Annotated in this window: 23 protein-coding genes; 19 read left to right on the forward strand and 4 right to left on the reverse strand. The window is 66.8% G+C overall.

Features of this window, described 5'->3' with window-relative positions; genetic code table 11:
* The first annotated feature begins 243 nt into the window (after positions 1-243).
* The 3 genes from aspT (ADE01S_RS21755) (at position 244) to aspT (ADE01S_RS21765) (ending at position 5,602) form a co-directional block, all read left to right on the forward strand.
* Positions 244-1,935: an aspartate-alanine antiporter gene (gene aspT, locus ADE01S_RS21755; protein WP_062683840.1), complete on the forward strand. Its 1,692-nt coding sequence runs from the start codon at positions 244-246 to the stop codon at positions 1,933-1,935.
* Between the two features lie 112 nt (positions 1,936-2,047).
* Positions 2,048-3,877, forward strand: a complete 1,830-nt coding sequence (locus ADE01S_RS21760; protein WP_062683841.1) for a bifunctional aspartate transaminase/aspartate 4-decarboxylase — start codon at positions 2,048-2,050, stop codon at positions 3,875-3,877.
* A gap of 24 nt (positions 3,878-3,901) precedes the next feature.
* Positions 3,902-5,602 carry an aspartate-alanine antiporter gene (gene aspT / locus ADE01S_RS21765; protein ID WP_062683842.1) on the forward strand — a complete coding sequence of 567 codons (1,701 nt, stop codon included), beginning with the start codon at positions 3,902-3,904 and terminating at the stop codon, positions 5,600-5,602.
* Here the strand turns inward: aspT (ADE01S_RS21765) and ADE01S_RS21770 are convergent.
* Complete coding sequence (locus ADE01S_RS21770; protein ID WP_062683843.1) at positions 5,599-6,534, reverse strand: LysR substrate-binding domain-containing protein; 936 nt, start codon at positions 6,532-6,534, stop codon at positions 5,599-5,601. The genes aspT (ADE01S_RS21765) and ADE01S_RS21770 overlap by 4 nt on opposite strands.
* Positions 6,535-6,631: 97 nt before the next feature.
* Here ADE01S_RS21770 and ADE01S_RS21775 point away from each other — a divergent pair, with 97 nt between their 5' ends.
* The 14 genes from ADE01S_RS21775 (at position 6,632) to ADE01S_RS21840 (ending at position 21,535) form a co-directional block, all read left to right on the forward strand.
* Positions 6,632-7,837 (forward strand): CaiB/BaiF CoA transferase family protein, encoded by a 1,206-nt coding sequence (locus ADE01S_RS21775; RefSeq protein WP_062683905.1) that lies wholly within the window; start codon positions 6,632-6,634, stop codon positions 7,835-7,837.
* On the forward strand, positions 7,834-8,601 hold the full coding sequence (locus tag ADE01S_RS21780; RefSeq protein ID WP_062683844.1) for an enoyl-CoA hydratase/isomerase family protein: 768 nt from the start codon (positions 7,834-7,836) through the stop codon (positions 8,599-8,601). The genes ADE01S_RS21775 and ADE01S_RS21780 overlap by 4 nt, the downstream gene beginning before the upstream one ends.
* A 65-nt stretch (positions 8,602-8,666) precedes the next feature.
* Positions 8,667-9,644, forward strand: coding sequence for a tripartite tricarboxylate transporter substrate-binding protein (locus ADE01S_RS21785; protein ID WP_062683845.1), 978 nt, complete (start codon positions 8,667-8,669; stop codon positions 9,642-9,644).
* A gap of 10 nt (positions 9,645-9,654) precedes the next feature.
* Complete coding sequence (locus ADE01S_RS21790) at positions 9,655-11,481, forward strand: acyl-CoA dehydrogenase (protein WP_062683846.1); 1,827 nt, start codon at positions 9,655-9,657, stop codon at positions 11,479-11,481.
* Between the two features lie 142 nt (positions 11,482-11,623).
* Positions 11,624-12,265 (forward strand): peroxiredoxin, encoded by a 642-nt coding sequence (locus ADE01S_RS21795; protein ID WP_062683847.1) that lies wholly within the window; start codon positions 11,624-11,626, stop codon positions 12,263-12,265.
* A gap of 222 nt (positions 12,266-12,487) precedes the next feature.
* Positions 12,488-13,516, forward strand: coding sequence for a sulfate ABC transporter substrate-binding protein (locus ADE01S_RS21800; protein WP_062683848.1), 1,029 nt, complete (start codon positions 12,488-12,490; stop codon positions 13,514-13,516).
* A gap of 25 nt (positions 13,517-13,541) precedes the next feature.
* On the forward strand, positions 13,542-14,432 hold the full coding sequence (gene cysT / locus ADE01S_RS21805; protein WP_062683849.1) for a sulfate ABC transporter permease subunit CysT: 891 nt from the start codon (positions 13,542-13,544) through the stop codon (positions 14,430-14,432).
* Positions 14,429-15,328, forward strand: coding sequence for a sulfate ABC transporter permease subunit CysW (gene cysW / locus ADE01S_RS21810; RefSeq protein ID WP_062683850.1), 900 nt, complete (start codon positions 14,429-14,431; stop codon positions 15,326-15,328). Before cysT ends, cysW begins: the two co-directional genes overlap by 4 nt.
* A 26-nt stretch (positions 15,329-15,354) precedes the next feature.
* A complete protein-coding gene (locus ADE01S_RS21815; protein WP_062683851.1) occupies positions 15,355-16,419 on the forward strand; it encodes a sulfate/molybdate ABC transporter ATP-binding protein in 1,065 nt (354 codons plus the stop codon).
* Positions 16,416-17,159, forward strand: coding sequence for a phosphoadenylyl-sulfate reductase (locus tag ADE01S_RS21820; protein WP_062683852.1), 744 nt, complete (start codon positions 16,416-16,418; stop codon positions 17,157-17,159). Before ADE01S_RS21815 ends, ADE01S_RS21820 begins: the two co-directional genes overlap by 4 nt.
* Positions 17,160-17,199: 40 nt before the next feature.
* Positions 17,200-18,108, forward strand: a complete 909-nt coding sequence (cysD, locus tag ADE01S_RS21825; RefSeq protein WP_062683853.1) for a sulfate adenylyltransferase subunit CysD — start codon at positions 17,200-17,202, stop codon at positions 18,106-18,108.
* 41 nt (positions 18,109-18,149) lie between these two features.
* Positions 18,150-19,448: a sulfate adenylyltransferase subunit 1 gene (locus ADE01S_RS21830; RefSeq protein ID WP_062683854.1), complete on the forward strand. Its 1,299-nt coding sequence runs from the start codon at positions 18,150-18,152 to the stop codon at positions 19,446-19,448.
* Between the two features lie 211 nt (positions 19,449-19,659).
* Complete coding sequence (locus ADE01S_RS21835; protein ID WP_062683855.1) at positions 19,660-20,991, forward strand: PA0069 family radical SAM protein; 1,332 nt, start codon at positions 19,660-19,662, stop codon at positions 20,989-20,991.
* Positions 20,992-21,064: 73 nt separating this feature from the next.
* Complete coding sequence (locus ADE01S_RS21840) at positions 21,065-21,535, forward strand: hypothetical protein (RefSeq protein WP_062683856.1); 471 nt, start codon at positions 21,065-21,067, stop codon at positions 21,533-21,535.
* Between the two features lie 123 nt (positions 21,536-21,658).
* Here the strand turns inward: ADE01S_RS21840 and ADE01S_RS21845 are convergent, their stop codons facing one another.
* Positions 21,659-22,531 carry an EamA family transporter gene (locus tag ADE01S_RS21845; RefSeq protein ID WP_062683857.1) on the reverse strand — a complete coding sequence of 291 codons (873 nt, stop codon included), beginning with the start codon at positions 22,529-22,531 and terminating at the stop codon, positions 21,659-21,661.
* Between the two features lie 261 nt (positions 22,532-22,792).
* Between ADE01S_RS21845 and rplS the strand changes: the two genes are divergently transcribed.
* Both rplS and ADE01S_RS21855 read left to right on the forward strand, forming a co-directional pair.
* Complete coding sequence (gene rplS, locus ADE01S_RS21850) at positions 22,793-23,173, forward strand: 50S ribosomal protein L19 (RefSeq protein WP_043543023.1); 381 nt, start codon at positions 22,793-22,795, stop codon at positions 23,171-23,173.
* A gap of 123 nt (positions 23,174-23,296) precedes the next feature.
* Entirely contained in the window at positions 23,297-24,028 is a 732-nt protein-coding gene (locus ADE01S_RS21855; protein ID WP_062683858.1) for a CoA pyrophosphatase, read from the forward strand.
* A 7-nt stretch (positions 24,029-24,035) separates the two neighbouring features.
* Here ADE01S_RS21855 and rsgA read toward each other — a convergent pair whose 3' ends face one another.
* Entirely contained in the window at positions 24,036-24,998 is a 963-nt protein-coding gene (gene rsgA, locus ADE01S_RS21860) for a ribosome small subunit-dependent GTPase A (RefSeq protein ID WP_062683859.1), read from the reverse strand.
* The gene (locus ADE01S_RS21865; RefSeq protein ID WP_062683860.1) at positions 24,995-26,245 is read right to left on the reverse strand and encodes a M48 family metallopeptidase; all 1,251 of its coding nucleotides are present in this window, start codon (positions 26,243-26,245) and stop codon (positions 24,995-24,997) included. The genes rsgA and ADE01S_RS21865 overlap by 4 nt, the downstream gene beginning before the upstream one ends.
* Between the last annotated feature and the right edge of the window lie 24 nt (positions 26,246-26,269).

A 26,269-nucleotide genomic window follows, 5' to 3' on the forward strand; every position in this document is an offset into this window, starting at 1 on the left:
GGGCGATCTGTTCCAGGTCGTGCCCGAACTGACCAACGCACTGTAAGCCCTAGCGGCCTGCATTGCCGAAAGCCCGCCAGCGTCCGCGCTGGCGGGCTTTTCCGTTTTTGGAGACAAGCGCGCGCGGCTCATTGATTTCCTAGTCATAAATCTTTTGAATTATCGAAAGGTTCTGATAATGTATTCGGCGCGCAGCTCGATTCGCGCAAGTGCTTGACCTGTACAGAACGAAGGAGATTCGGGATGGATTGGTTCTTTGACACTCTGCGAAAGTATCCGGAACTTGCGATATTCCTCACTTTGGGCCTGGGATATTGGATAGGCGCCAAGAAAATATTCGGGTTCAATCTGGGCGCAGTCACCGGCACATTGCTGGTTGGTGTGCTGGTAGGGCAGCTGAATATAACGATCGCACCGATCGTCAAGCAGGTCTTCTTCCTGCTTTTTCTTTTTGGGCTCGGCTATGGCGTCGGGCCTCAATTTTTCCGCGGCATGAAAAGCGATGGCCTTCCCCAGGTCATTTTCGCGGTCATCATTTGCGTACTTTGCCTGCTGGTCACATGGGGCACCGCGGTCGCCTTCGGCTTTGACGCCGGCACCGGCGCGGGCCTGCTGTCCGGAGCGCAGACCATCTCCGCGGTGATGGGCGTGGCCACCGACACGATCAACGGCCTGAACGTCGACGCGGCAACCAAGAAGCAGTGGATCGACAGCATCCCCGTGGCCTACGCGGTCTGCTACATCTTCGGCACCGTGGGCAGCGCCTGGATCCTGGCCTCGCTCGGCCCCAAGCTGATGCGCGTGGACATCGTGAAGGAGTGCAAGGAGTACGAGGCCAAAATGTCCGGCGGCGCCGACTCCATGGAGCTCTCGGGCTATCGCAAGTTCACGGCCCGCGCCTACAAGCTCGATCGTCCGGAATTCGTGGGCAAGACGGTGAGCGAACTGGAATCGCGCTTCGTCGAGGCCCGCGTCTTCGTCGAGCGCATCCGTCGCGGCGATCAGATCCTCGACAGCGATTCGAAGACCGTGCTGCAGGCCGGCGACGTGCTCGGCGTGACCGGCAGGCATGACGCCCTGGTCCTGCAGGCGCCCGGCATCATCGGCGGCGAGGTCGAGGACCGCGACGTGATCAATCTGCCGGCCGAGATCGTCGAGGTGGTGCTGACCAACAAGAACCTGGCCGGCAAGACGGTCCAGGAAATCGCCGAGAGCGAAACCGTGCGCGAACTGGGCCGCGGGGTCTTCCTGCGCAAGGTCGTGCGTGGCGGCCACGAAATGCCGGTCAACTGGGGCCTGAAACTCGATCGCGGCGACCGGCTGTTCCTGCTGGGCGCCAAGCGCGACGTGGAGCGGGTGGTCGGCAAGGTCGGCTACGTGGACCGCGCCACCGACCAGACCGACATGGTGTTCGTGGGCTTCGGCATCCTGCTGGGCGGCCTGTTCGGTTCGCTGGTGCTGACCGTGGGCGGCATCCCCATCACGCTGTCGACTTCCGGCGGTTCGCTGATCGCCGGCCTGATCTTCGGCTACCTGCGTTCCGTGCATCCGACCTTCGGGCGCGTGCCGGAGCCGGTGCACTGGTTCCTCACCTCGGTCGGGCTGACGGCCTTCGTGGCGGTGGTCGGGATTTCGTCCGGGCCGGGCTTCGTCGAGGGCTTCCAGCAACTGGGCGCGAAGCTCTTCGTCGCGGGGGTGATCGCCACCAGCGTGCCCATGATCCTGGGCGTGTACATCGCCCGCTACGTGTTCAAGTTCCACCCCGCCATCGCGCTGGGCGTCTGCGCGGGCGCCCGGACCACGACGGCCGCCATCGGCCAGATCACCGAAACGGCGAAAAGCCAGGTGCCCGCGCTTGGCTACACAGTGCCCTATGCGATCGGCAATACCCTGCTCATCATCTGGGGGATCGTCATCGTCATGCTCATGACTTAGCGGGTCCGCCGCGGGCCGTCCGGCCCGCGGGCAGCACAAGAAGGGCGGCGGGCGGACCCGCTCGCGCGCCCCAACTAGCGCCTGTCACAACGCAAACCAGGAGTACTGAACCATGGCTTCCACCACGCCTCTCACCGTCAGCCTGGCTTCGGCCTTGAAAACGACCCGATCGCACCAGCGCGACCTCGAACAGCTGTCGCCCTTCGAGTTGAAGGACTATCTCATCACTTTGGCCAAGGACAGCCAGCAGGCGGCGGCGGCGACCATGCTGAACGCGGGCCGCGGCAATCCGAACTGGATCGCCACCGAGCCGCGCGACGCCTTCTTCCTGCTGGGCCAGTTCGCGATGAAGGAAGCGCGCCGGGTGCGCGACGAGGTCATCCTGGCGGGCATGCCTGCCAAGAAGGGATGCGCGGACCGGCTGCGCAAATTCCTCTCCAAGCACAAGGGCCAGGACGGCCACTCCTTCCTGGCGGGCGTGCTGGAATACGGCGTGAAGATCAAGGGCTTCGATCCGGACGAGTGGATCCACGAACTGACCGACAGCATCATCGGCGACCACTATCCGGTGCCGCCGCGGGCGCTGGTGCATATCGAGCAGGTGGTGCACGACTACCTGGTCAAGGAAATGTGCGACGGCCGTCCGCCCAAGGGCAAGTTCGACCTGTTCCCGGTCGAGGGCGGCACGGCCGCCATGTGCTACATCTTCGATTCGCTGCTGCAGAACGGCCTGCTGAAGCAGGGCGACACCATCGCACTGTTCCTGCCGACGTTCACGCCCTACATCGAAATCGCGCACCTTGAGCGCTTCAATTTCAAGATCGTCGCCATCAATGCCAACAGCATGCGGGCCGACGGCACGCACGACTGGCACTACCCGGCGTCGGAAATCGCCAAGCTGGAGAATCCCAAGATCAAGCTGGCGGTCACGGTCAACCCGAGCAACCCGCCGTCGGTGGCGTTCAGCCCGGTCGAGATGAAGCAGATCGTGCGCCTGATCCGCAAGAATCCGAACCTGGTGCTGGTGACCGACGACGTGTACGGCACTTTCGTGCCGAACTTCCGCTCGCTGATGGCCGAAGTGCCGCACAACACGATCTGCGTGTACTCGTTCTCGAAGAACTTCGGCTGCACGGGCTGGCGCCTGGGCGTGATCGCGACCCACGAGACGAACACGATGGATCGCCGCATCGCCGAGCTGCCCGAATCGTGGAAGAAGCGCCTGGACAAGCGCTACGGGGCCCTGACGATGGAGCCCAGGAAGATCAAGTTCATCGACCGCATGGTGGCCGACAGCCGCAACGTGGCCTTGAACCATACCGCGGGCCTGTCCCTGCCGCAGCAGGTCCAGATGGGCTTCTTCGCGCTGTCCCACCTGCTGGATCTGAAGGACGCCTACAAGCACCTGACGATGGAGATCGTGCGCCGCAGACGCGACTCCTTGTGGCAGGGCCTGGGCATCCCCATGCCGCCGGAAGATCCGATGCGCGGCTGGTACTACGTGGAACTGGACTTCATGGTCTGGGCCAAGGTGATGTACGGCGACGCCTTCGTCAAGTACATGGTCAGCAACTACGAACCGGTCGACTTCCTGTTCCGCCTGGCCGAGAAGTCCGGCGTGGTGCTGATGGACGGGGGCGGCTTCGGCGGCCCGCCGTGGTCGATCCGGATTTCGCTGGCCAACCTGGACGATGGCGATTACGCCAAGATCGGCAAGTACATGGTCGAAGCGGCGACCGAGTACGTCGACGCCTGGAAGGCTTCCGCGCTGGTGCGCTCGGGCCCGACCGCGGGCAAGGGCCAGAAGGTGAAGGTCTCGGCGGCCAAGCGCGCGACCGGCGCCAAGAAGGCCGGCGCCACCGTGGCCCGGAAGGCGGTCAAGCAGGCGGTGAAGAAGGCGGACACGGCAGCCAAGTCCGCCAAGAAAGGCGCCGCCAAGTAGCAAACCCCAGGGCGACATGACGACATGACTTGCAGCATCGGGTTTTTCAATAGCGTCCCCATCGCAGTGCTGTTCGTGACGGTGGGGTTGGGATACCTGATCGGCAAGCTCAAGGTCGGGCCGATCCAGCTGGGCGGGGTGTGCGGAACGCTCATCATCGCCCTGCTGATCGGCCAGACCGGATGCCAGATCCGCGGCGACCTGAAGGAAGTCGCGTTCGCCCTGTTCATTTTCGCGATGGGGTACTCGGGCGGGCCGCAGTTCTTCGCCAACCTGAACCGCTCAAGCCTGCGATTCATCGTGCTGCCCATCATCGAAGCCTTGCTGGTGCTGACGATCGTGCTGGCGGCGGTGCCGCTGTTCGGGCTGGACGCCGGCACGGCAGCCGGGCTGGCCGCGGGCGCGGCCACCGAGTCGGCCGTGGTGGGCACGGCCGCCGAGGCGCTCAAACACTTGGGGCTGGCCGACGCCGACGTCCAGCGCATGGAAGCCAACATCGCCACGGCTTATACGCTGACCTATCTGGTCGGCCTGATCAGCATCGTGTTCTTCACCAGCCAGATCGCGCCGGCGCTGCTGCGCATCAACCTGCGCGACGCCTCCAAGGCCCTGGAGGAAAAGCTGGGCGTGACCGCGGGCGAAAGCGAAGAGGCCAACATGCCCACGCTGCCGCGGCTGGTCGGCCGCTCGCACGTGGTGAAGGACGCCGACGGCCTGACCGTGGCCGAGGTGGAGTCCCGCCTCGGGGGGCGCACCGCCATCAGCCGCATCCTGCGCAACGGGGAGGCGGTGGACGCCTCGCCCGACGACGTGCTGGCCATGGGCGACATCGTGGTGGTGCTGGGGATGCGGCGCTTCGCGCTGCGCGCCGGTCCGCTGATCGGACCCGAGATCCAGCTGCCCGAGGCGCACGCCGACGACCTGCAACTGAGCGAGCTCGCGGTCATCGTCAACAAGAAGGCCGTCAACGGGCACACCGTTGCCGAGCTGGCCAGGCGGCCGCGCGCCCAGCGCGCGCGCGGCGTCTTCCTGCAATCCATCGTGCGCTCGGGCCATTCGCTGCCGATCACGCCATCCACCGTCGTGCAGTACGGCGACCTGGTCACGCTGGTGGGCGCCGAGCCGGAATTGTCGGAAGCCGGCGCGGCGCTCGGCAACGAGCTGCGGCGCAGCGGCGTGACGGACCTGGTGTTCCTGGCCTTCGGCATCCTGGTCGGCCTTCTGATCGGCAGCCTCAGCGCGCGGCTGTGGGGCATCCCGGTGTCGTTGGGCAGCGGAGGCGGGGCGCTCGTCAGCGGCCTGGTCTGCGGCTGGATCAACGCCAAGCGGCCCGCGCTCGGGCACATCCCCGACCATGCGGTCCAACTGCTCAAGGACCTGGGGCTGGCGATCTTCGTGGCCTGCGTGGGCCTGTCGGCGGGCCCGGAAGCCGTGTCGCTGATCCGCGAGCACGGCGCGGTGCTGCCGGTGATCGGCCTGCTGGTGTCGCTGGGGCCGGCCTGCCTGTCGCTCTGGGTGGGCCACAAGATCCTGAAGATCGAAGGCCCGCTGCTGGTGGGGGCGATCGCGGGCCAGCACGTCAGCACGCCCGCCATCAGCGCCATCCTGGCATCCAGCGGCAGCGCGGTGCCGCTGCTGGGCTACACCGTCACGTATGCCATCGCCAACGTGCTGCTGCCGGTGCTGGGGCCGATCATCGTGTCGCTGGCCCATCACCTGGGCTAGCGCCGGCTCGGCTCCAGCAGCGTGCATCCCTGCCACGCCTGATCGTTGATCAGGCGTTTTATTTCGTCCTTGCACATTGCGATGACCTGGCTCACCGCCATCGACTGCGGCAGGCTCTCGCTGGCGCACAGCACTAGCTCGCGCGACAGGGCGTCGTCGAGCGCGTGCGCCACAATCGATCCCTCCGCGATCTCGGGCTGCGCCGCGGAACACGGCAGGATCGTGGCGGCCATCGCGCTGCGCACGGCGGGGATCAGGATCGCCGAGGTGCTGGCCTCGGCAAACAGATTGCACGTCAGGCCGGCGGTCAGAAAGGCATGGTCCAGGCGCGCGCGCAAGGTATTGGGCAGGCTGGGCAGGACCAGCGGCAGCGCGGCGAAATCCGCGATGCCCAGGGTGCGGCGCGGCAGTGCGACGCTGGCGTGAGCCAGCAGGAACAGGCTTTCCCGCAGGAGCTGCGTGCGCTGCAGGCCCTGCATGGGTTGCTGGTCCGGAGAGAGGGAAAAATCGATGCGCCCTTGCAGGACCAGTTTGGTCAGGTCCGCGCTGGGCACGTCGACGATTTCCAGCACCACCGAGGGCAGCTCCGCCTTGGCGCGGCGCATGAGCGGCAACGCCAGCATGCGGGCGGTGCTCGACGCCAGCCCGATCGATACCGTGCCGGTGACCTGGTCCGCCGTCCTGGACAGCAGGCTGCGGGTGCTGTCGACCTGACGCAGAATGGTTTGCGCATGACGGTACAGCAGCAGGCCCTCCGCCGTGGGTTGCACGCCCTTGGCGCCGCGCACCAGCAGCGCCACCCCCAGGTTCTCCTCCAGCAGGGACATCTGCTGGCTGAGCGCGGGCTGGGCCACGTGCAGGCTTTCCGCGGCGCGGGTCATGTTCTGCATTTCCACCACGCGCACGAAGTATTTGAGCTGACGCAGATTCATGGAATAAGAAAATCTTATTGAAGGATCGGAAAATAGTATTTTCTACCCCTCCGAGGCGCTGCCTAGAATGGGTTTCGTATCGGAGGAGGACGACGAAATGAGTCTGCCATTGGCCGGGCTGAAGGTGCTGGATTTGACGCGCGCGCTTTCCGGGCCTTTCTGCACAATGATTCTTGGGGACCTGGGGGCCGAGGTCGTCAAGGTGGAACCCATGCCGGCCGGCGAGATGGCGCGGCAGTGGGGGCCGTTCGATGATGATATAAGCGTTTATTATCTTAGCGCCAATCGCAGCAAGCAAGGCATCGGCGTCGACTTCCGCAAGCCGGAAGGGCTGGCATTGCTGCGCAGGATGGCGCTGGCATCCGACATCGTGGTCGAGAACTTCAAGGTGGGCACGATGGAAGCGATGGGGCTGGGGTACGCCTCGCTGGCGGAGGAACACCCCGGCCTGATCCTGGCGTCGATTTCCGGCTTCGGCAGCAAGGGGCCGGCCCGCGACTGGGCGGGCTTCGACCAGGTTGCGCAGGGCTATTCCGGCTTCATGAGCCTGACGGGCACCCAGGAGTCCGGGCCGACTCGCGTGGGGGTCGCCATCGGCGACCTGACGGCGGGGATGTGGCTGGTCATCGGCATCCTGTCCGCGGTCGCGCAGCGCGCCGCCACCGGACGCGGGCAGCATGTGGAAACCTCGCTGCTGGCCGGCCTGATGGCGTTGCTCAGCGTGCAGGGCCAGCGCTATCTCAGCAAGAACGAGGTGCCCGAGCCTTGCGGCAATGTGCATCCCGTCATCGCCCCATATGGCACGTTCGAAACCGCCGACGGGCCGCTCAACCTGGCGCCGGCCACTCAGGCGATGTGGGTCAAGCTTTGCGGCATACTCGGGCTCTCCCACCTGGCGGCCGACGAGCGGTTCCTGACGAATGCGGAGCGCATGCAGCACCGCTATGAATTGAAGTTGGAGCTGGAGCAGGGCCTGAAGCGCAAGACTCGCATGGAATGGACCGCGCTGATGATCGACGGCGGCATTCCCGCGGGGCCCATCAACACCCTGGAGGACGTATTCGCCGATCCCCAGGTGCAGGCCTGCGGGCTGGTGCGGACGTTGACGCATCCGGTGCTGGGCGATCTGCGGCAGGTGGGCCTGCCGCTGGGCTTGAACGGCACGGACACGGCCAGCCATCGCGCGCCGCCGGTGTTCGGCCAGCACACGCGCGAAGTTTTCGCGCGCTACGGACTGGCGGGCGCCGAGATCGATCGCCTGCTGGCCGACGGCGTGGCGCATCAGGCGGGGGAGGCGGCATGACCGGCGCTTCCGATACGCCCAGCCTGTCCGTCGACGGACACATCGCGACCCTCCGCCTGCGCAGGCCCGGCCAGGCCAACCGGCTTGGTCCGCAGGACCTGGACGCAATCCGGGAGCATCTGGACGCGGTGAACGCGAACGACGCCGTGCGCGTGCTGCGCATCCAGTCCGAAGGCAAGTACTTTTGCAGCGGCTACGACATTTCGTCCCTGGCGTCCGAGAGCGCGCCTAGCTCGCTCTATTTCGGCCAGACCATGGACCTGATCGAGGCGGCGAGGCCGGTGACGATCGCGGCGGTCCAGGGGGGCGCCTATGGCGGAGGCACCGATCTGTGCCTGGCCTGCGATTTCCGCATCGGCACGCCGCAGGCCGACATGTTCATGCCGGCCACGCGCCTCGGGCTGCATTTCTACGCGGGCGGCATGTCGCGCTACGTGACCCGGCTGGGGCTGGCCCAGGCCAAGCGCCTGTTCCTGACCGCGGAACGCATTCAGGCCGAGGAGATGCTGCGCATCGGCTTCCTGACCGAACTGGTGGCGGAGGACCGCCTGCAGGATCGGGTGGACGCGTTGAGCGCGCAGATCGTGGCAATGGCGCCGATACCCCTGTTCGGCGTGAAAGCGCACCTCAACCGCATCGCTCGGGGAGAGGTCGACCATGCCGGCATCGAACGGGCGGTACTGCAATCCGAGCAGTCCGAGGATCTGGCCGAAGGCGCGCGGGCCTGGAAGGAGAAGCGAGCGCCGAATTTCACCGGCCGCTGACGCGGCCGGCGCATGAACGGAGAGCCGCGCCACAAGCGGCTCCGAACCCATTAAAGGAGACTTCGATGAAATCCGCTATTGCCGCATGCGGCGCGCTGTTCGCCGCCGTTGCCTCATTGTCCGCCGTGCCCGAGGGCGCGCACGCCGCCGCGCCGTATCCGTCCAAGCCCCTGACGCTGGTGATCGGATTTCCGCCGGGCGGGGGCGCGGACCAGGTGGGCCGCGTCTACGCGAATGCGCTGGCCAGGCAGCTCAAGCAGCCGGTCGTGGTCGAAAACCGGCCGGGCGCCGGTTCGACGATCGGCGCCAGCCTCGCGGCGCGCGCCGCCGCCGACGGCTATACGCTGTACCTGGGCAATTCCAGCGTCATGGGCAGCGACAGCGCGCTGTACAAGGTGGACTACACGCCCGACAATTTCGTGCCGGTGGCGCAGCTCACCACGGGTCCGATGGTCCTGATCGCGAATGCGAAGCTGGGGCTGAAAAGCGTGCAGGACCTGATCGATCGGGCGAAGCGCAAGCCCGGAACCATCAATGTGGCGTCATCCGGCAACGGCGTCATCACCCATTTGGCCGCGGTCGAATTCATGACGCTCGCCGGCGTGAAGCTGATGCACATTCCGTTCAAGGGAGGCGCCGCGGCAGCGCAATCCGTGGCGGCCGGCGATACCGATATTTCGTTTGCGACGGCGCCTTCCGCCAAGGCGGTCATCGATACCGGCAAGGTGGTGGCGCTGGCGGTCACGTCCGGCCAGCCCTCCCGCTTGTTGCCGTATCCGCCCATTTCGCAGACCGTGCCCGGCTACGACCTTTCCAACTGGTGGGGCGTCTTCGCGCCCAAGGGCACGCCGCCGGAGGTGCTGGACACGCTGTTCAAGGCCAGCAACGAGGTACTGGCGCTCAACGACGTGCAACAGGGCATGGCGGCCGGCTACGAGGAAGTGACGCCATCCGCGTCGCTGGAGGCGTTCGGCGCCTTCGCCCGCAAAGAGGGAGGCAAGGGTTTAAGATTGGCCAAAGAAAGCCTAGATACTGCCAATTGACGGAGACACCATGCCCTACGCAACCCCATTGCAGGATTTCCGCTTCGCCTTGAAGGAACTGGCCGGACTCGACGACGTCCTGAAGCTGCCCGGTTTTGAAGAGGTGACGCCCGACCTGGTGGATGCCATCCTGGAAGAAAACGGCCGCTTCGTCGAGCAGGCCGTCGCGCCGCTGAATGTGCCGGGCGACACGCATCCGCCGGTCTGGAAAGACGGCCAGGTCACGACCACGCCGGGCTATGCGCAGGGTTTCAAGGACTACGCGGCGGGCGGCTGGCAGGGCCTGCAGCATCCCGCGGCCTGGGGCGGGCAGGGGCTGCCCAAGCTGGTGGCGGCGGCGCCGGGCGAGAACATCCAGGCGGCCAGCCTGGCGTTCTCGCTGTGCCCCATGCTGACCGACGGCGTGATCGAAGCCATCCTGACCGTGGGCTCGGACGCGCAGCGCAAGCAGTACGTGCCCAACCTGATCGGCGGCAAATGGACGGGCACGATGAACCTGACCGAGCCGCAGGCGGGCTCGGACCTGGCCCAGGTGGCGACGCGGGCGGTGAAGCAGGACGACGGCAGCTACCGGCTGACCGGCCAGAAGATCTTCATCACCTACGGCGAACATGACCTGGCCGAGAACATCATCCACCTGGTGCTCGCGCGGACCCCGGACGCGCCTGCCGGGGTGAAGGGCATCTCGCTGTTCATCGTGCCCAAGTTCCTGGTGGAGGCCGACGGCAGCCCGGGCAAGCGCAACGACGTCTGGTGCGCATCCCTGGAGCACAAGCTGGGCATCCACGGCAGCCCCACCGCGGTGCTGCTCTACGGCTCGGGCAAGGGCGAGGTGGGCGAGGGCGCCATCGGCTACCTGGTCGGCGAAGCGAACCGCGGCCTGGAATACATGTTCATCATGATGAACGCCGCGCGCTACTCGGTGGGGCAGCAGGGCATCGGCGTGTCGGAGCGCGCCTACCAGCACGCCCTGGCCTACGCGCGCGACCGCGTGCAGGGCCGGGCCGTGGAAGGCTCGGCGGGCCCCGTGGCCATCGTGCGCCATCCGGACGTGCAGCGCATGCTGATGACGATGAAGGCGTTGACCGAGGCGGCCCGCGCCGTTTCCTACGTGGCCGCCGCTGCGCACGACAAGGGCACGCACCATCCGGATCCGGAACAGCGCGCGCGCAACCGGGCCTTCTACGAATACCTGGTGCCCATCGTCAAGGGCTTTTCCACCGAGAATGCGGTCGAGGTCGCGTCGCTGGGCCTGCAGGTGCACGGCGGCATGGGATTCATCGAAGAGACCGGCGCGGCCCAGTTCTACCGCGACGCGCGCATCCTGCCCATCTATGAGGGCACGACCGCGATCCAGGCCAACGATCTGGTCGGACGCAAGACGCAGCGCGACGGCGGGGCCACCGCGCATGCCGCCATCGCGGCGATGCGCGAGACGCTGCGGGCGGTCGAAGCCGAGGCCTCGGCCGCGGCGGCCGACGAGCGCGACGGGCTGCGCCTGCTGCGCGACAATCTCGACGGCGCGATCCAGGCGTACGAGGCGGGCGTCGCCTTCATCCTGGAGCAATCCGCAACCAACGTCCGGGCGGCCTATTCCAGCAGCGTTCCCTATCTGATGCTGGCCGGCGTCGTGCATGGCGGCTGGCAGATGGCCCGCGCGGTGCTGGCCTGCCGTCGCGAACTGGCCGCCGGGTCCACCGACCCCTTCCATGCCCAGAAAATCGCCACCGGCCTGTTCTATGCCGCGCACATCCTGCCGCGCGCGCTGGCCCTGTCGGCGGCGGTCCGTTCCGGGGTGGTGGCGGATGCCTGCGGCGCCAGCTTGAATATTGCATAAGGTTATATGTCTTGCGTATTTCCCCGGCTAACGGTTTGATGGAAGAATCGATTCCAGGCGGTGATTTCCGCCCTGGAACGATTTCCTGCGCCGCCCCGCCGGGCGACGCGGTCCCCACCTGAATCCGCAACTAGGAGACACCATGAGTCAACTACGCCTGGGCGACACCGCCCCCGATTTCGAACAGGAATCCTCGGTCGGGCCGATCCGCTTCCATGAGTATCTGGGTAATAGCTGGGGCGTCCTGTTTTCCCATCCGGCCGATTTCACGCCGGTCTGCACCACCGAACTCGGCTATACGGCCAAGCTGGCCGATGAATTCGCCAAGCGCAACGTGAAGGTGCTGGCCCTGTCGGTGGACGACGCCGATTCGCACACCCGCTGGATCGACGACATCAACGATACGCAGTCCACCACGGTCAATTTCCCGATCCTGGCCGACAAGGACCGCAAGGTATCCGAGCTGTACGACATGATCCACCCGAACGCCAACGCGACGCTCACCGTGCGTTCGGTGTTCATCATCGACCCCAACAAGAAAGTGCGCCTGACCATTACGTATCCGGCCAGCACCGGGCGCAATTTCAACGAGATCCTGCGCGTCATCGATTCGCTGCAATTGACCGACAGCCACAGCGTGGCCACGCCGGTCAACTGGGAAGACGGCGATGACGTGATCATCGTCCCGTCCTTGCAGGACGAGGCCGTGATCAAGCAGAAATTCCCCAAGGGCTACAAGGCCGTGCGCCCCTACCTGCGCGTGACGCCCCAGCCGAACAAGTAAATCCGGCAGCCGCGGGGCAAGGCCCCGCAGGCAACCGAAAGCGCCGCCTTTCCCCATGGGAAGGCGGCGCTTTTTCATGGGCGGCGCGGGCAGGCTCGTTCCCATTGCTGGGACAGCTGTCCTATATGCCTGAGAGCGATGAGCAATCAAAAAATGATTCGTTCCGTTCAGATCGGGCTGCCCGCAAACTTGCTTCCACATTGCCATATACAGGGAGCAGGGATGTCTTTCAGGAAAGCCGGTTGGTTGGCCGCCTTGGCCGCCGTGACGATGTCTTTGGCCGCGATCGCGCCCGCGCAGGCCCAGCAGAAGCAGACGCTGCTGAACGTTTCGTACGACCCCACGCGCGAACTGTATCGGGCCATCGACGATGCCTTCGTGAAGCAATACAAGGAAAAGGCGAACGTGGACCTGACCATCCGCCAGTCGCACGGCGGTTCGGGCCGCCAGGCGCGCTCCGTCATCGACGGGCTGGAAGCCGACGTGGTGACCCTGGCGCTGGCCTACGACATCGACGCCATCGCCGACCGCGGGCTGCTGCCCGCCGACTGGCAGGCCCGCCTGCCGCAGAACAGCTCGCCCTACACCTCGACCATCGTGTTCCTGGTGCGCAAGGGCAACCCCAAGCAGATCAAGGACTGGGACGACCTGGTCAAGGACGGGGTGCAGGTCATCACGCCGAATCCGAAGACCTCGGGCGGCGCGCGCTGGAACTACCTGGCCGCCTGGGCCTATGCGCTGGAGAAGAACGGCGGCAGCGAGGACAAGGCCCGCGCCTTCGTGGGCGACCTGCTGCGCCACGTTCCGGTGCTGGATACCGGCGCGCGCGGCGCCACCACCACGTTCGTGGAACGCGGCGTGGGCGACGTCCTGCTGGCCTGGGAAAACGAAGCCTTCCTGGCGCTTGAGGAACTGGGCCCGGACAAGTTCGACATCGTGGTGCCGTCGCTGTCCATCCTGGCCGAACCGCCGGTCGCCGTGGTCGACAAGGTCGTGGACAAGAAGGGCACCCGCGCGGCCGCGCAAGCTTATCTGGAATTCCTCTATACGCCGGCGGCCCAGGAAATCATCGCCAAGAACTACTACCGGCCTATCGACAAGACCGTGGCCGCCCGCTACGAGAGCAAGTTCCCGAAGGTCAAGCTCGTGACCATCGACGACAAGATCTTCGGCGGCTGGCGCAAGGCGCAGAAGGACCACTTCAGCGACGGCGGCACGTTCGACCAGATCTACCTGCCGCAGAAGAAGTGAACGCTTTGACGATCGGACGACGGCCATGACGACAGCCTCGAATCCCGCTGCAACGGGCGCGCAAGCGCCTTTTGCCTTTCGCCGCAACGGCCCCGGCGTGCTGCCCGGCTTCGGCATCTCCATGGGCTACGCGGTGCTGTACCTGAGCGTGCTCGTGCTCATCCCGCTGGCGGCCTTGCCCATCAAGAGCGCGGGGCTGGGCTGGCAGGGCTTCTGGGACACGGTGGCCTCGCCGCGGGTCGTGGCGTCGTACCGGCTTACCTTCGGCGCCTCGCTGGCGGCGGCGCTGGTGAACCTGGTCTTCGGCACCGTCGTCGCCTGGGTGCTGGTGCGCTATCGCTTCCCGGGCAAGAAGATCCTGGACGCGCTGGTGGACCTGCCGTTCGCGCTGCCCACCGCGGTCGCCGGCATCGCGCTGACGGCGCTGTATTCCGAGAAGGGATGGCTGGGCGCGCCCCTGGCCGAATGGTTCGGCTGGAAAGTGGCGTTCACGCCGCTGGGCATCGTGATCGCCCTGATCTTCATCGGCGTGCCCTTCGTGGTGCGCACGGTGCAGCCGGTGCTGGAAGACGTGGAGCGGGAGATCGAAGAGGCGGCCGCCAGCCTGGGCGCCAACCGCTGGCAGACCATCCGCCGCGTGCTCCTGCCCATCATTCTGCCGGCCTTGATGACGGGCTTCGCGCTGGCGTTCGCGCGCGCGGTGGGCGAGTACGGCTCGGTGGTGTTCATCGCCGGCAACATGCCCATGGTGTCGGAGATCACGCCGCTGCTGATCATCGCCAAGCTGGAAGAATTCGATTATGCCGGCGCCGCCGCCATCGCCACGGTGATGCTGCTGCTGTCGTTCGCGCTGCTGCTGGTCATCAATCTGCTGCAGGGCTGGCAGTCGCGCCGCAATCTCGGGAGGCTCGCATGAGCGCGCAGGATCGTCCCGCCCACCTGACCGAGCCGCGCTGGGTGCGCGGCGTGCTGCTTACTGTCGCGCTGGCCTTCCTGGCGCTGTTCCTGCTGGTGCCGCTGGCGGCGGTGTTCGCCGAGGCCTTCAAGAAAGGCTGGCAGCTCTACGTGGCCGCCATCGTCGAGCCCGACGCGCTGGCCGCGATCCGGCTCACGCTGCTGGTGGCGGCCATCGCGCTGCCGCTGAACCTGGTATTCGGGGTTGCCGCCGCGTGGGCCATCACCAAGTTCCAGTTCCGCGGCAAGCAGTTCCTGATCACGCTGATCGACCTGCCGTTCTCGGTGTCGCCGGTGGTGGCCGGCCTGGTGTTCGTGCTGCTGTTCGGCTCGCAGGGCTGGTTCGGCGGCTGGCTCCAGGAGCACGACATCAAGATCGTCTACGCGGTGCCCGGCATCGTGCTGGCCTCGCTGTTCGTGACCTTTCCCTTCGTCGCGCGCGAGCTGATCCCGCTGATGCAGGCGCAGGGCAGCGAAGAGGAGCAGGCCGCGCTGACGCTGGGCGCCAGCGGCTGGCAGATCTTCTGGCGCGTGACGCTGCCCAACATCAAGTGGGGGCTGCTGTACGGCGCCATCCTGTGCAATGCGCGCGCCATGGGCGAATTCGGCGCGGTGTCGGTGGTGTCCGGGCAGATCCGCGGGCTGACGAACACCATGACCCTGCATGTCGAGATTCTCTACAACGAATACCAGTATTCGGCCGCTTTCGCGGTGGCCTCGTTGCTGGCCTTGCTGGCGCTGGTAACGCTGGTGGCCAAGAACGTCGTCGAGTGGCGCAACGCGCGCCTGCAGCAAACCGCCGACCAGCCGGTCGAGCATCCCGGCCAGGCGGCCGCCATCAAGCCGGCCGTCGCCTGAGGCGCCCGCAACAGACGGAGACAAGCATGAGTATCGAAGTCCGCAACCTGTCCAAGCGCTTCGGCGATTTCCGCGCGCTCAACGACGTTTCGCTGCATATCGAGACGGGCGAACTGGTGGCGCTGCTGGGGCCCTCGGGCTGCGGCAAGACGACCTTGCTGCGCATCATCGCGGGCCTGGAATCGGCCGATACCGGCAGCGTGCTGTTCGCGGGCGAGGACGCCACCGCGGTGGACGTGCGCCAGCGCCAGGTGGGTTTCGTGTTCCAGCACTACGCGCTCTTCAAGCACATGACGGTGTTCGAGAACGTGGCCTTCGGCCTGCGCGTCAAGCATCGTTCGCAGCGTCCGTCCGAGGACCAGATCCGGCGCAAGGTGCACGACCTGCTGGGCCTGGTGCAGCTGGACTGGCTGGCGGACCGCTACCCGGCGCAGCTGTCCGGCGGCCAGCGCCAGCGCATCGCGCTGGCCCGCGCCCTGGCCGTGGAGCCCCGGGTGCTGTTGCTGGACGAGCCGTTCGGCGCGCTGGACGCGAAGGTGCGCAAGGAATTGCGGCGCTGGCTGCGCCGGCTGCACGACGAACTGCACGTGGCCAGCGTGTTCGTGACCCACGACCAGGAAGAAGCCCTGGAGGTGTCCGACCGGGTGGTGCTGATGAACGCCGGCCGCATCGAGCAGGTGGGCACGCCCCGCGAAGTCTGGGAGGGGCCGGCCACGCCGTTCGTGTACGGCTTCCTGGGCGACGTGAACCAGTTGCAGGGCGTGGCCACGCGCGGCGTCTGGAGCGGCGCGGGCCTGTCGCTGCCCGCGCCCGAGCTGGCGCAGGCCGAGAGCCAGCGCGCCACCGCCTACGTGCGGCCGCATGAATTCGACATCGAACGCTATCGCGCCGGCGCCGACGGCATTCCCGTCCGTCTGGCGCACGCCTACCTGGCCGGCCCCAGCGCCTACCTGGAACTGACCCGGGAGGACTCGGCCTCGCTCCTGGAGGCCGAGGTGCCCGAAACGCTGTACCGGGAACTGAACCTGCGCGACGGTGAAATCCTCCTGGCACGCCCGCGGCGGGCGCGCATCTTCGCGGTGCAAGCATGACGACGACCGATCTTTCCCCTGAACTCGACGCCGGCCTGGCAGTCCGCTGGCGGGACCTGAACCTGCGCCTGGCCGACATCCGGCGGCGCTATCCCGATGCCGCGCTGGCGTCCTCGCTGGCCGCGGAGGACATGGTGCTGACGCACGCGCTGTACGCCGGCGGCTCGGACCTGGAAGTCTTCACGCTGGACACGGGCCGCCTCCATGCCGAGACGCTGGGCGTGCTGGATGCCGTGCGCGAGCGCTACGGGCGCGAAGTGACCGTGTACCGGCCGGATGCCGAGGCGGTCGAACGGCACGTCGCCGAGCATGGCGCCTACGCTTTCTACGAGAGCGTGGACTTGCGCCGCGCCTGTTGCCAGATCCGCAAGGTCGAGCCGCTCAAGCGCGCGCTGGCGGGGCGCGGCGCCTGGATCACCGGCCAGCGGCGGGCGCAGTCCACGACCCGCGGCGAGCTGCCGCTGGAAGAGGCCGACGCGACCTTCGGGTTACATAAGTTCAACCCGCTGGCCGAATGGAGCGAGGAAGAAGTCTGGGCCGTCATCCGCGCGCTGGACATTCCCTACAACCCCTTGCACGACCAGGGCTATCCGTCCATCGGCTGCGAACCCTGTACGCGCGCCATCCGTCCCGGCGAGGACCTGCGGGCGGGGCGCTGGTGGTGGGAGTCCTCGGACTCCAAGGAATGCGGCCTGCACGCGGGCAACCGGGTCATTCCCGTCGTGGCGCGCGCCGAATGACGCCGCGCATGAATTCGAAAACTATTTGAGTGGAGTAGTCATGTCTGCCGTGATCCAACGCAGCCACCTGGATTGGCTGGAATCGGAAGCGATATTCATCCTGCGCGAGGTCGCCGCGGAAAGCGAGAATCCCGTCCTGCTGTTTTCGGGCGGCAAGGATTCCGTGGTGCTGCTGCGCCTGGCCGAGAAGGCGTTTCGCCCCGGCCGCTTTCCCTTCCCGCTGATGCACATCGATACCGGGCACAATTTCGAGGAAGTGATCGCCTTTCGCGACGCGCGCGCCGCCGAACTGGGCGAGACCCTGATCGTGCGCAGCGTCGAGGATTCGATCGCGCGCGGCAGCGTGGTGCTGCGCCGCGAAACCGATTCGCGCAACGCCGCGCAGGCGGTGACGCTGCTGGAGGCGATCGAGGAATTCGGCTTCGACGCCTGCATCGGCGGCGCGCGCCGCGACGAGGAAAAGGCGCGCGCCAAGGAGCGCATCTTCTCGTTCCGGGACGAATTCGGCCAATGGGATCCCAAGGCCCAGCGTCCCGAGCTGTGGAGCCTGTTCAACACCCGCGTGCATCGCGGCGAGAACATGCGCGTCTTCCCGATCTCGAACTGGACCGAGCTGGACGTCTGGCAGTACATCCAGCGCGAGCGGCTGGCGCTGCCTTCGATCTACTACAGCCACGAGCGCGAGGTAGTGCGCCGCAAGGGCCTGCTGGTGCCCGTCACCCGGCTGACGCCGCCGCGCGAGGGCGAGCAGGTGGAACGCCTGCCGGTGCGCTTCCGCACGGTGGGCGACATCTCCTGCACCTGCCCGGTGGCGTCCGACGCCGCCGACACGCTGGCCATCATCGCCGAGACCGCGGTGACCGACATTACCGAGCGCGGCGCCACGCGCATGGACGACCAGACTTCCGAGGCCTCGATGGAGCGCCGCAAGAAGGAAGGCTATTTCTGATCGCACAAGACGCCGGCGCGCGCCGGCGGCAAGGGACGCACATGAACGCACTGAACGATTCTTTTCTCTCCGGCGCCGACACCGGCGTGTTGCGCCTGATCACCGCGGGTTCCGTGGACGACGGCAAGTCCACGCTGATCGGCCGCCTGCTGTACGACAGCAAGGGCGTGTTCGCCGACCAGCTCGACGCGATCTCGCGCGCCAAGCACAAGCGGGTGGCGGGCGACGGCATCGATTTCTCGCTGCTGACCGACGGGCTCGAAGCCGAGCGCGAGCAGGGCATCACCATCGACGTGGCCTACCGCTACTTCTCCACGCCTTCGCGCAAGTTCATCATCGCCGACGCGCCGGGCCATGAGCAGTACACGCGCAACATGGTGACGGGCGCGTCGACGGCCGACGTGGCCGTCATCCTGATCGACGCCACGCGGGCCGCCGACGGCAAGCTGCTGCCGCAGACCAAGCGGCACAGCACCATCGCGCGCCTGCTGGGCATCCGCCACATCGTGGTGGCGGTCAACAAGATGGACCTGGTGGACTGGGACCGCGGCGTGTTCGAGCGCATCCGCGATGCCTATGCGGCGTTGGCGGACAAACTGGGCATCGCGCATTTCGACGCGCTGCCGCTGTCGGCGTTGAATGGCGACAACGTCGTCACCCTCTCGCCGCAGACGCCGTGGTACGACGGACAGCCGTTGCTGGCCCTGCTGGAATCCCTGGACCTCGCCAGCGACGGGCGCGCGGCGCCGCTGCGCTTCCCGGTGCAATGGGTGGCGCGCCACGACGGCGATCGCAAGGACGATTTCCGCGGCTATGCGGGGCGCGTGGCCAGCGGCGTGCTGCGCCCCGGCGACGAAGTCGCGGTGCAGCCTTCCGGCGTGACGGCGGTGGTGCGCGAAGTGCGGGCCTTCGACCGCGCGCTGGCCGAGGCGGTGGCCGGCGACTCGATCACGCTGGTGCTGGACCGCGACGTGGACGTATCGCGCGGCGACGTCATCGTGCACGCCTCGGCGCCCGCGCAGGTCGCGCGCGAGTTCGAGGCCGAGCTTTGCTGGCTCGATGCGCAGGCCCTGAACCCGGCGCGCAAGTACCTGCTGAAATCCGGCACGCGCCTGACCTCGGCCAAGATCCGCGCGGTGCTCTCGCATCGCGACATCCATGAACTGCAGGAAGTGGAGAACACCGAAGGCACGCTGCGCATGAACGATATCGGACGCGTGATGTTCACGACGCGCGACGCGCTGGCGGTCGATCGTTATGCCGACGTGCCGTCGACCGGGGCCTTCATCCTGATCGACGAGGCCACGCACCAGACCGCCGCGGCGGGCATGCTGCGGTAATTCGCAAGCGGCCGGAGAACAACAGTTCTCCGGCCGTTTTTTTGCTGTTGTTTTTACGCTAAATCCAGTATCGGCGCGGGTTTCCAGGCGATATCGCCAGGTGAAATCGATTTGTCCGGACGGCGTCCGCGTCTTGCGGTAAAGTGGGGTTGTCTTACGAAAAGGATTTTGGTGCTTGTCAAAACCACTGTGTTTTTGTACAGTAGTTTTCATGGCACGCACCGATCATTCTTTTCCCGCCGGTTCTGGGTCCCCGGCTGCCGCCCCCGCCGCCTTGCGCGGTCGGGGTGCGGTTACTAATGTTCGGCATCGCTTTCAGCGCGATGACCGCGTGCAGGTCGATGATGGCTGGTCCGCTTCCGGATTGCCGGCCGACTTCGTAGACTCTGTCCCCGATACTCTTTCCGACGACGCGCCGCGGGTCATCCCGATCCTGCCGGACACGCGCCATGCGCCTCCCGCGCCCAAGACCACGGTCACCGCGGAAGAAGCCCGCAAGATGCTGTCGCGCAACGATTCGCCCGACATCCCCTTCGACGTCGCCGTCAACCCATACCGGGGGTGCGAGCACGGCTGCGTGTATTGCTACGCCCGGCCCACGCATTCCTACCTGGGGTATTCCCCTGGGCTGGATTTCGAGACGCGGCTGGTGGCCAAGGCCAATGCGGTCCAGGCCCTGCGCGCCGAACTCAGCCGCCCGGGTTACAAGCCTTCGCCCATCAATATCGGATCGGCCACCGATCCGTACCAGCCCATCGAGCGCGAATGGCGCCTGACGCGGGGCCTGCTCGAACTCATGCTGGAAACCCGGCATCCGCTCACCATCGTGACCAAGAACGGCCTGGTCGCCCGCGATCTGGACCTGCTGGCCGCGCTGGCCGAGCAAAAGCTGGTGGTGGTGTACATGAGCATCACCACGCTGGACGCCGCCATGGCGCGCACGCTGGAGCCGCGCGCCGCCGCGCCCTGGCGCCGCCTGGAGGCCGTGCGCAGCCTGACCGACGCGGGCGTGCCCGTGGGCGTGCTGGTGGCGCCGGTCATTCCGTTCATCAACGACGAATCCATGGAGCACATCCTCCAGGAGTCCAAGGCGGCTGGCGCCCATTACGCCAGCTACACCGTCCTGCGCTTGCCGTGGGAGGTCAAGACCCTGTTCGAGGATTGGCTCAACGTTCATTTCCCCGACCGCGCCCAGCGCGTGCTGCATCGCGTCGAAGACCTGCGCAACGGCCGCCGCAACGATCCGAATTTCGGCTCGCGCATGCGCGGCACCGGCGTCTGGGCCGATCTGCTGCGCCAGCGCTTCGCCGTGGCCACGCGCAAGCTGGGCCTGAACCGGCATCGCCTGGCCCTGGATTGCAGCCGCTTCCTGCGGCCCGCCGGCGCAGCGGGCGAGGCTTCCGATTTCCTATCCCCGGTTGGCGCGCAAGCGTCTTCAGGGGTCCCATTTCATGGCGTATCGCCCGCTGCCGGCGGCGCGCAGGGGCGCGGCGCGCGCCAGCTGCGCGCCATGGCCGCAGGCCAGTTGTCATTGTTCGATTGACCGCCGGCCGTGGCCGCGGAGGGTTGCCCGGGCGTCTTGTCCTGGCGCTGGATCGTCTTTCCAAGGAGTTCCTATGAACACCGCTGATATTTCCGTCCTGTCGGATGAACTTGCCGTCTCGCTGAACCCGCTGCGTCGCGGCGCGCAACGCGCCCGCACCTTGTGCGCCAAGGTGGCGGGGCTGGCCTTGCCCTGGAATGCGTCTTCGGCCGGAACCGCGCCCCGCCATCGCGCGCGCCCCGGCTCCACGCCCGCTCGCTGGCCGTTCCCGCCGGCTCCGCCCGAAGACGGCCTGCTGGGCGAAGCCGCGGTTCCCGTGGCCATGCCGGCTCCGGCCGTCCGCCCCGACATCCCGGCAGTTCCGCTGTCGCCGAGCCTGCCCGCCACGCCCGCCGCCCGCGAATTCGGCCTGGGCAATGCCACGGTCGAACCCGTGGCGGCGCAACTCACCCGCAAGGCGATGCTGATCGACGTGGCGATGGTGCTGGCCTGGGGCGCCATCATCCCCGGCCTGATGTGGCTGGGGGCGGTTGCCGGTTTCTGAGCGGTTTTCCGCCGATCGGCGGTTATTCGGTGGCCGGACTGGTGGCCTGATTGATGGTTTGATTGGCGGCCGGATTGATGACCTGATCGGTGACCTGATTGATGGCGCGGCCGTCTCAGGCAATCAGCTGGATCCCAGCAAAATCACGCCCACCAGGATGGACAGGCAGCCGGCCAAGCGGCCCGGCCCCACTTTTTCCCGCAGCAGGAACATGCCTGCCAGGGTGCCCAGCATCATGGACATCTCGCGCGCGGGCGCGACCAGGCTGAGCGGCGCGCCATTGCGCAAGGCGTACAGCACCAGGATGTATCCCAGCGGCGATAGCAAGCCGACCGCCAGCGCCAGATGCCAGTACCCGCGCATGGCGTCCCAGGCCTGGGCCCGGCGATGCAGCATATGGGGTGTCATCATGACGGTGCGGGTGACGCAGGTGAACCAGTCGAACAGCACCGGGCTGATCAGCAGCACTTTCACGCCGTAGGCATCCACCACGGTATAGGCGGCGATGAACAGGCCGATCACCATGCCCCAGCGCACGCCGATCCAGGCCTGCGCCTGCTTGAAGATGGCCAGCCGCCCCTGGGTGGCGATGAGCAGCACGCCGATCACGACGCACAGCATGCCGGCGATGCCGGTGCCGGTGGCGGGTTCGCGCAGCAGCAGGAAGGCGCCGGTGGTGGAGAGCAGGGGGCCGGTGCCGCGGGCGATGGGGTAGACGACCGACAGGTCGGCCACCTGATAGCCGCGCTGCAGACACAGGCTGTAGCCCAAATGCAACAGGCTGGAAGTCAGGATGGCGCCAACCACGGGCCAGGTCCACGTCATGCCGTCATGCATCAGCACCCAGACGACCCACGGCGCGTACAGCACCGAGGCGCACAGCCCATAGGCGAAGACGAACGGGGCGCCCACCATGGCCGCGCGTTTGGCGAGCAGGTTCCACGTAGCGTGGGCCATCGCCGCCAGGACGACCAAAATCAGGGACGAGTACGACATGAGGGGAAACCGCGCCGTATGACGTGTTTGTTACAGAGAACGGAAGAGTACCGCAAACCGGGGCGGGATGGGCTCATGTTACCTGAGGCCCTGAACGATTTTTGGTGTAGAATCATTGGTTTGCCAAATCTCATCCTCTGCTTGCGGCACATGCATCGGAGCCTGGCCTTGGGCTTGGCGGCGGTGCACACGCGATACGCGTGAACAACATTGAACGGCAAAAGTTTCAACCCGCAATGACACGATGATCTAGGAGTTCTCATGAACCTTATCGCTATCCTGGAACAGGAAGAAATCGCCCGCCTGACCGGCGGTGTGGCCAAGCCTGAATTTGCCCCCGGTGACACCGTCATCGTGAGCGTGAACGTCGTTGAAGGCACCCGCAAGCGCGTGCAGGCCTTCGAAGGCGTCGTCATCGCCAAGCGCAACCGCGGCCTGAACTCCGCGTTCACCGTGCGCAAGATTTCGTCGGGTGAAGCCGTGGAACGTACGTTCCAGCTGTACTCGCCGCAAATCGCCGGCATCGAAGTCAAGCGCCGCGGCGACGTGCGCCGCGCCAAGCTGTACTACCTGCGCAACCGCTCGGGCAAGTCGGCGCGTATCAAGGAAAAGCTGGTCAGCAAGCAAGCCTCGGCGGCTTGAGCGCTTATCGGCACACGGCCCTGCCAGTGTCGGACGCATACGCCTTCCCGCGTTTTCGTCCGGCACGGGTTTCCGGGTTAAAAAGGCACCTGCGAGGGTGCCTTTTTCTTTTCAAAAAGCCGTATGTCTGATTCCTCGTCTTCCCCGCGGCCCCGACGGCCGCTGGCGCGTCCCGGTTTCGATCCGGCGACGCAACCGTGGGTGCTGGCCAACGAAGCGTTGCCGGCCGTGCCCCCCCGCCTGCTCACTCCCGATTCGCTGCGGGGCACGCTCAGCCAGCCGTCCACCTGGACGCTGGAACTGTCGCGCGACACCGATCTGCGCTATCCGGGCCGCGAGGGCGCGCCGGTTCCGGCCGCGGTGCTGATTCCGCTGGTCACGCGCGACAACGGCGTTTCCATCATGCTGACGCAGCGCGCCGCCCACCTGCACGACCACGCGGGCCAGATCAGCTTTCCGGGCGGCCGCATCGAGCGCTGCGATTCCACCCCCGAGGCCGCCGCCCTGCGCGAGGCCCAGGAAGAAACCGGCCTGCCGGCAAGCTACGTGGAAGTGCTGGGCAGCATGCCGCCGTACCTGACGGCGACGGGCTTCTCGATCATTCCCGTGGTGTCGCTGGTGCGCCCCGGCTTCGACCTCGCGCCCGACGCGTTCGAGGTGGCCGAGGTGTTCGAGGTGCCGCTGTCGTTCCTGATGGACCCGGCCAACCACCGGCTGTACGAAGCCAGGCTGGACGACGGGCGGGTGCGCCAGTATTACGGCATGCCCTACGGCAAGCATTTCATCTGGGGCGCCACCGCCGGCATGCTGCGCAACCTCTACCACCTGCTGCGCCACGGCTTCGAGCCGCGCTGACCCCGCCTCAATAGCGCTGCTGGCCCGCCAGGTTTTCTTCGAGTATGCGTTCGTACAGGGCGTAGCGCGCCGGATCGATGGCGCCCGCCTGCAAGGCGGCGACCACCCCGCAGCCCGGCTCGCGCCGGTGGGTGCAGTTGTAGAAGCGGCACTGCTCGATGGGCCCGGTGAATTCCGGAAAGCCGCGGATGATGTCGTCGCGGGTCAGGTGCTGCAGGCCGAAGGCCTGGAAGCCCGGTGAATCGATCAGGTCGCCGCCGGGGGCGGGCAGGTGATAGAGCCGGGTGCTGGTCGTGGTGTGCTTGCCCATGTCCAGGGCGGTGGAGTGCTCGCGGGTGGGCGCCGCGGCGTCCGGCACCAGCGCGTTGAGCAGGGTCGATTTGCCCATGCCGCTTTGACCCAGCAGCAGGCTGGTATGGCCGGCCAGGCGCGGCGCGAGCACGGCATGCACTTTCTCGGGTTCCAGCGCGCTGAGTTCGATGACGTCCACGCCCAGCGCCACGATGGGCGCCAGCCGCGCGCGCGCCGCCGGCAATTCCTCGGCCAGGTCGGTCTTGTTCAGGATGATGATGGGCGCGATGCCGGCGCTCCAGGCGCCCGCCAGGGCGCGCCCGGTGAGGTCGTCCGAGAAGGTGGGCTGCACGGCGACCACGATCAGCAGCTGGTCCACGTTGGACGCGAACTGCTTGGAGCGCATTTCGTCGGAGCGGTAGAGCAGGTTGCGCCGGGGCAGGATGGCGTCGATCGCGCCTTCGTCCTTGCCTTGCGGCGTGATGCGCACGCGATCGCCCACCGCGGCGCCGGCCTTCTTGCCTCGCGGGAAACATTTGCGCAGCGAGCCGTCGGGCAACTCCACGGTGTAGTGGCGGCCATGGGCGGCGATGATGCGGCCCTCGTTGGCCGCGGCCGCGGCCGCGCTGGCGCGCTGCCCGTTCTGGTTGGCGCCCTTGGGGCGGACCTGGCCGCTCATGCGGCAGCCGCCATCAGGTGGCGGATGCGCACGGCGGCGGGGGGATGGCTGTCGTAGAAGGCGGAATGCACGGGGTCGGGGGTAAGGGTGGCGGCGTTGTCGTCGTAGAGTTTGACCAGCGCGGAGACCAGGCGTTCCGGCGAGCTTTGCTCGGCCGCGTAGCGATCGGCCTCGAATTCGTCGCGGCGCGAGTACCAGCTGGCCAGGGGGGTGAGCATGAAGGTGAATACCGGAATGACCAGGAAGAACAGCAGCAGCGCCATCGCGTCGTTGCGTCCGCCGAGCTGCGGCAGCACGCCCAGGCCCACGTAGAACCAGGGCTGCTGGGAAACCCAGCCCAGGATGGCGAAGAAGGCCAGGGCGGCGGCGAAGCTGAACACGATGCGCTTGATGATGTGGCGCTTGGCGAAATGGCCCAGCTCGTGCGCCAGCACCGCCTCGATTTCGTCGGCGTTCAGGCGCGCCAGCAGCGTGTCGAAGAACACGATGCGGCGCGAGCGTCCGAAGCCCGTGAAATAGGCGTTGCCGTGGGCGGAGCGGCGCGAGCCGTCCATCACGAACAGCCCGTTCAGCGCGAAGCCGCAGCGTTGCGCCAGGCGCTGGATGCGGCCGGCCAGTTCCGGGTCGGACAACGGGGTGAATTTGTTGAAGAGCGGGGCGATGAACATCGGGTAGACGATCAGCAGCGCCAGGTTGAAGACCGTCCAGAGCGCCCAGGCCCAGACCCACCAGTACGCGCCGGCGCTGCCCATCAGCCAGAGCACCGCCGCGGCCAGCGGCAAGCCCAGCACCGCGGCCACCGCCAGGCCCTTCACGGCGTCGGCCACGAACAGCCGGGGCGTCATGCGGTTGAAGCCGAAGCGCGCCTCCAGCCTGAACTGCCGCCACAGGGTGAAGGGCAGGCCCAGCAGGCCCAGCAGCAGCGCCACGGACACCAGCAATAGCATCTGCCGCAGGAAGTCGTTGCTGGTAAGCTGGCCTACCATCAGGTCGATGAACTGCAGCCCGCCCATCAGGGTCAGGCACACCAGCAGGATGGCGTCATAGGTGCGCTCCAGCATGCCGAGCTTGACCCGCGCCACGGTATAGTCGGCCGCTCGTTGGTGGCTCGCCAGCCCGATCCGGTGGGAGAATTCGGACGGCACCTGGCCGCGGTTGAGCGCGACGTGCCGGATCTGCCGCGACGCCAGCCACAGGCGCACGGCAATATCGGTCAGCAGGAAGGCGACGAACAGCAAAGTGAACATGGGCGTTGCGGATTGCTTAATTAG

The sequence above is a fragment of the Achromobacter denitrificans NBRC 15125 genome (genome assembly GCF_001571365.1).
Lineage (GTDB): Bacteria > Pseudomonadota > Gammaproteobacteria > Burkholderiales > Burkholderiaceae_B > Achromobacter > Achromobacter denitrificans.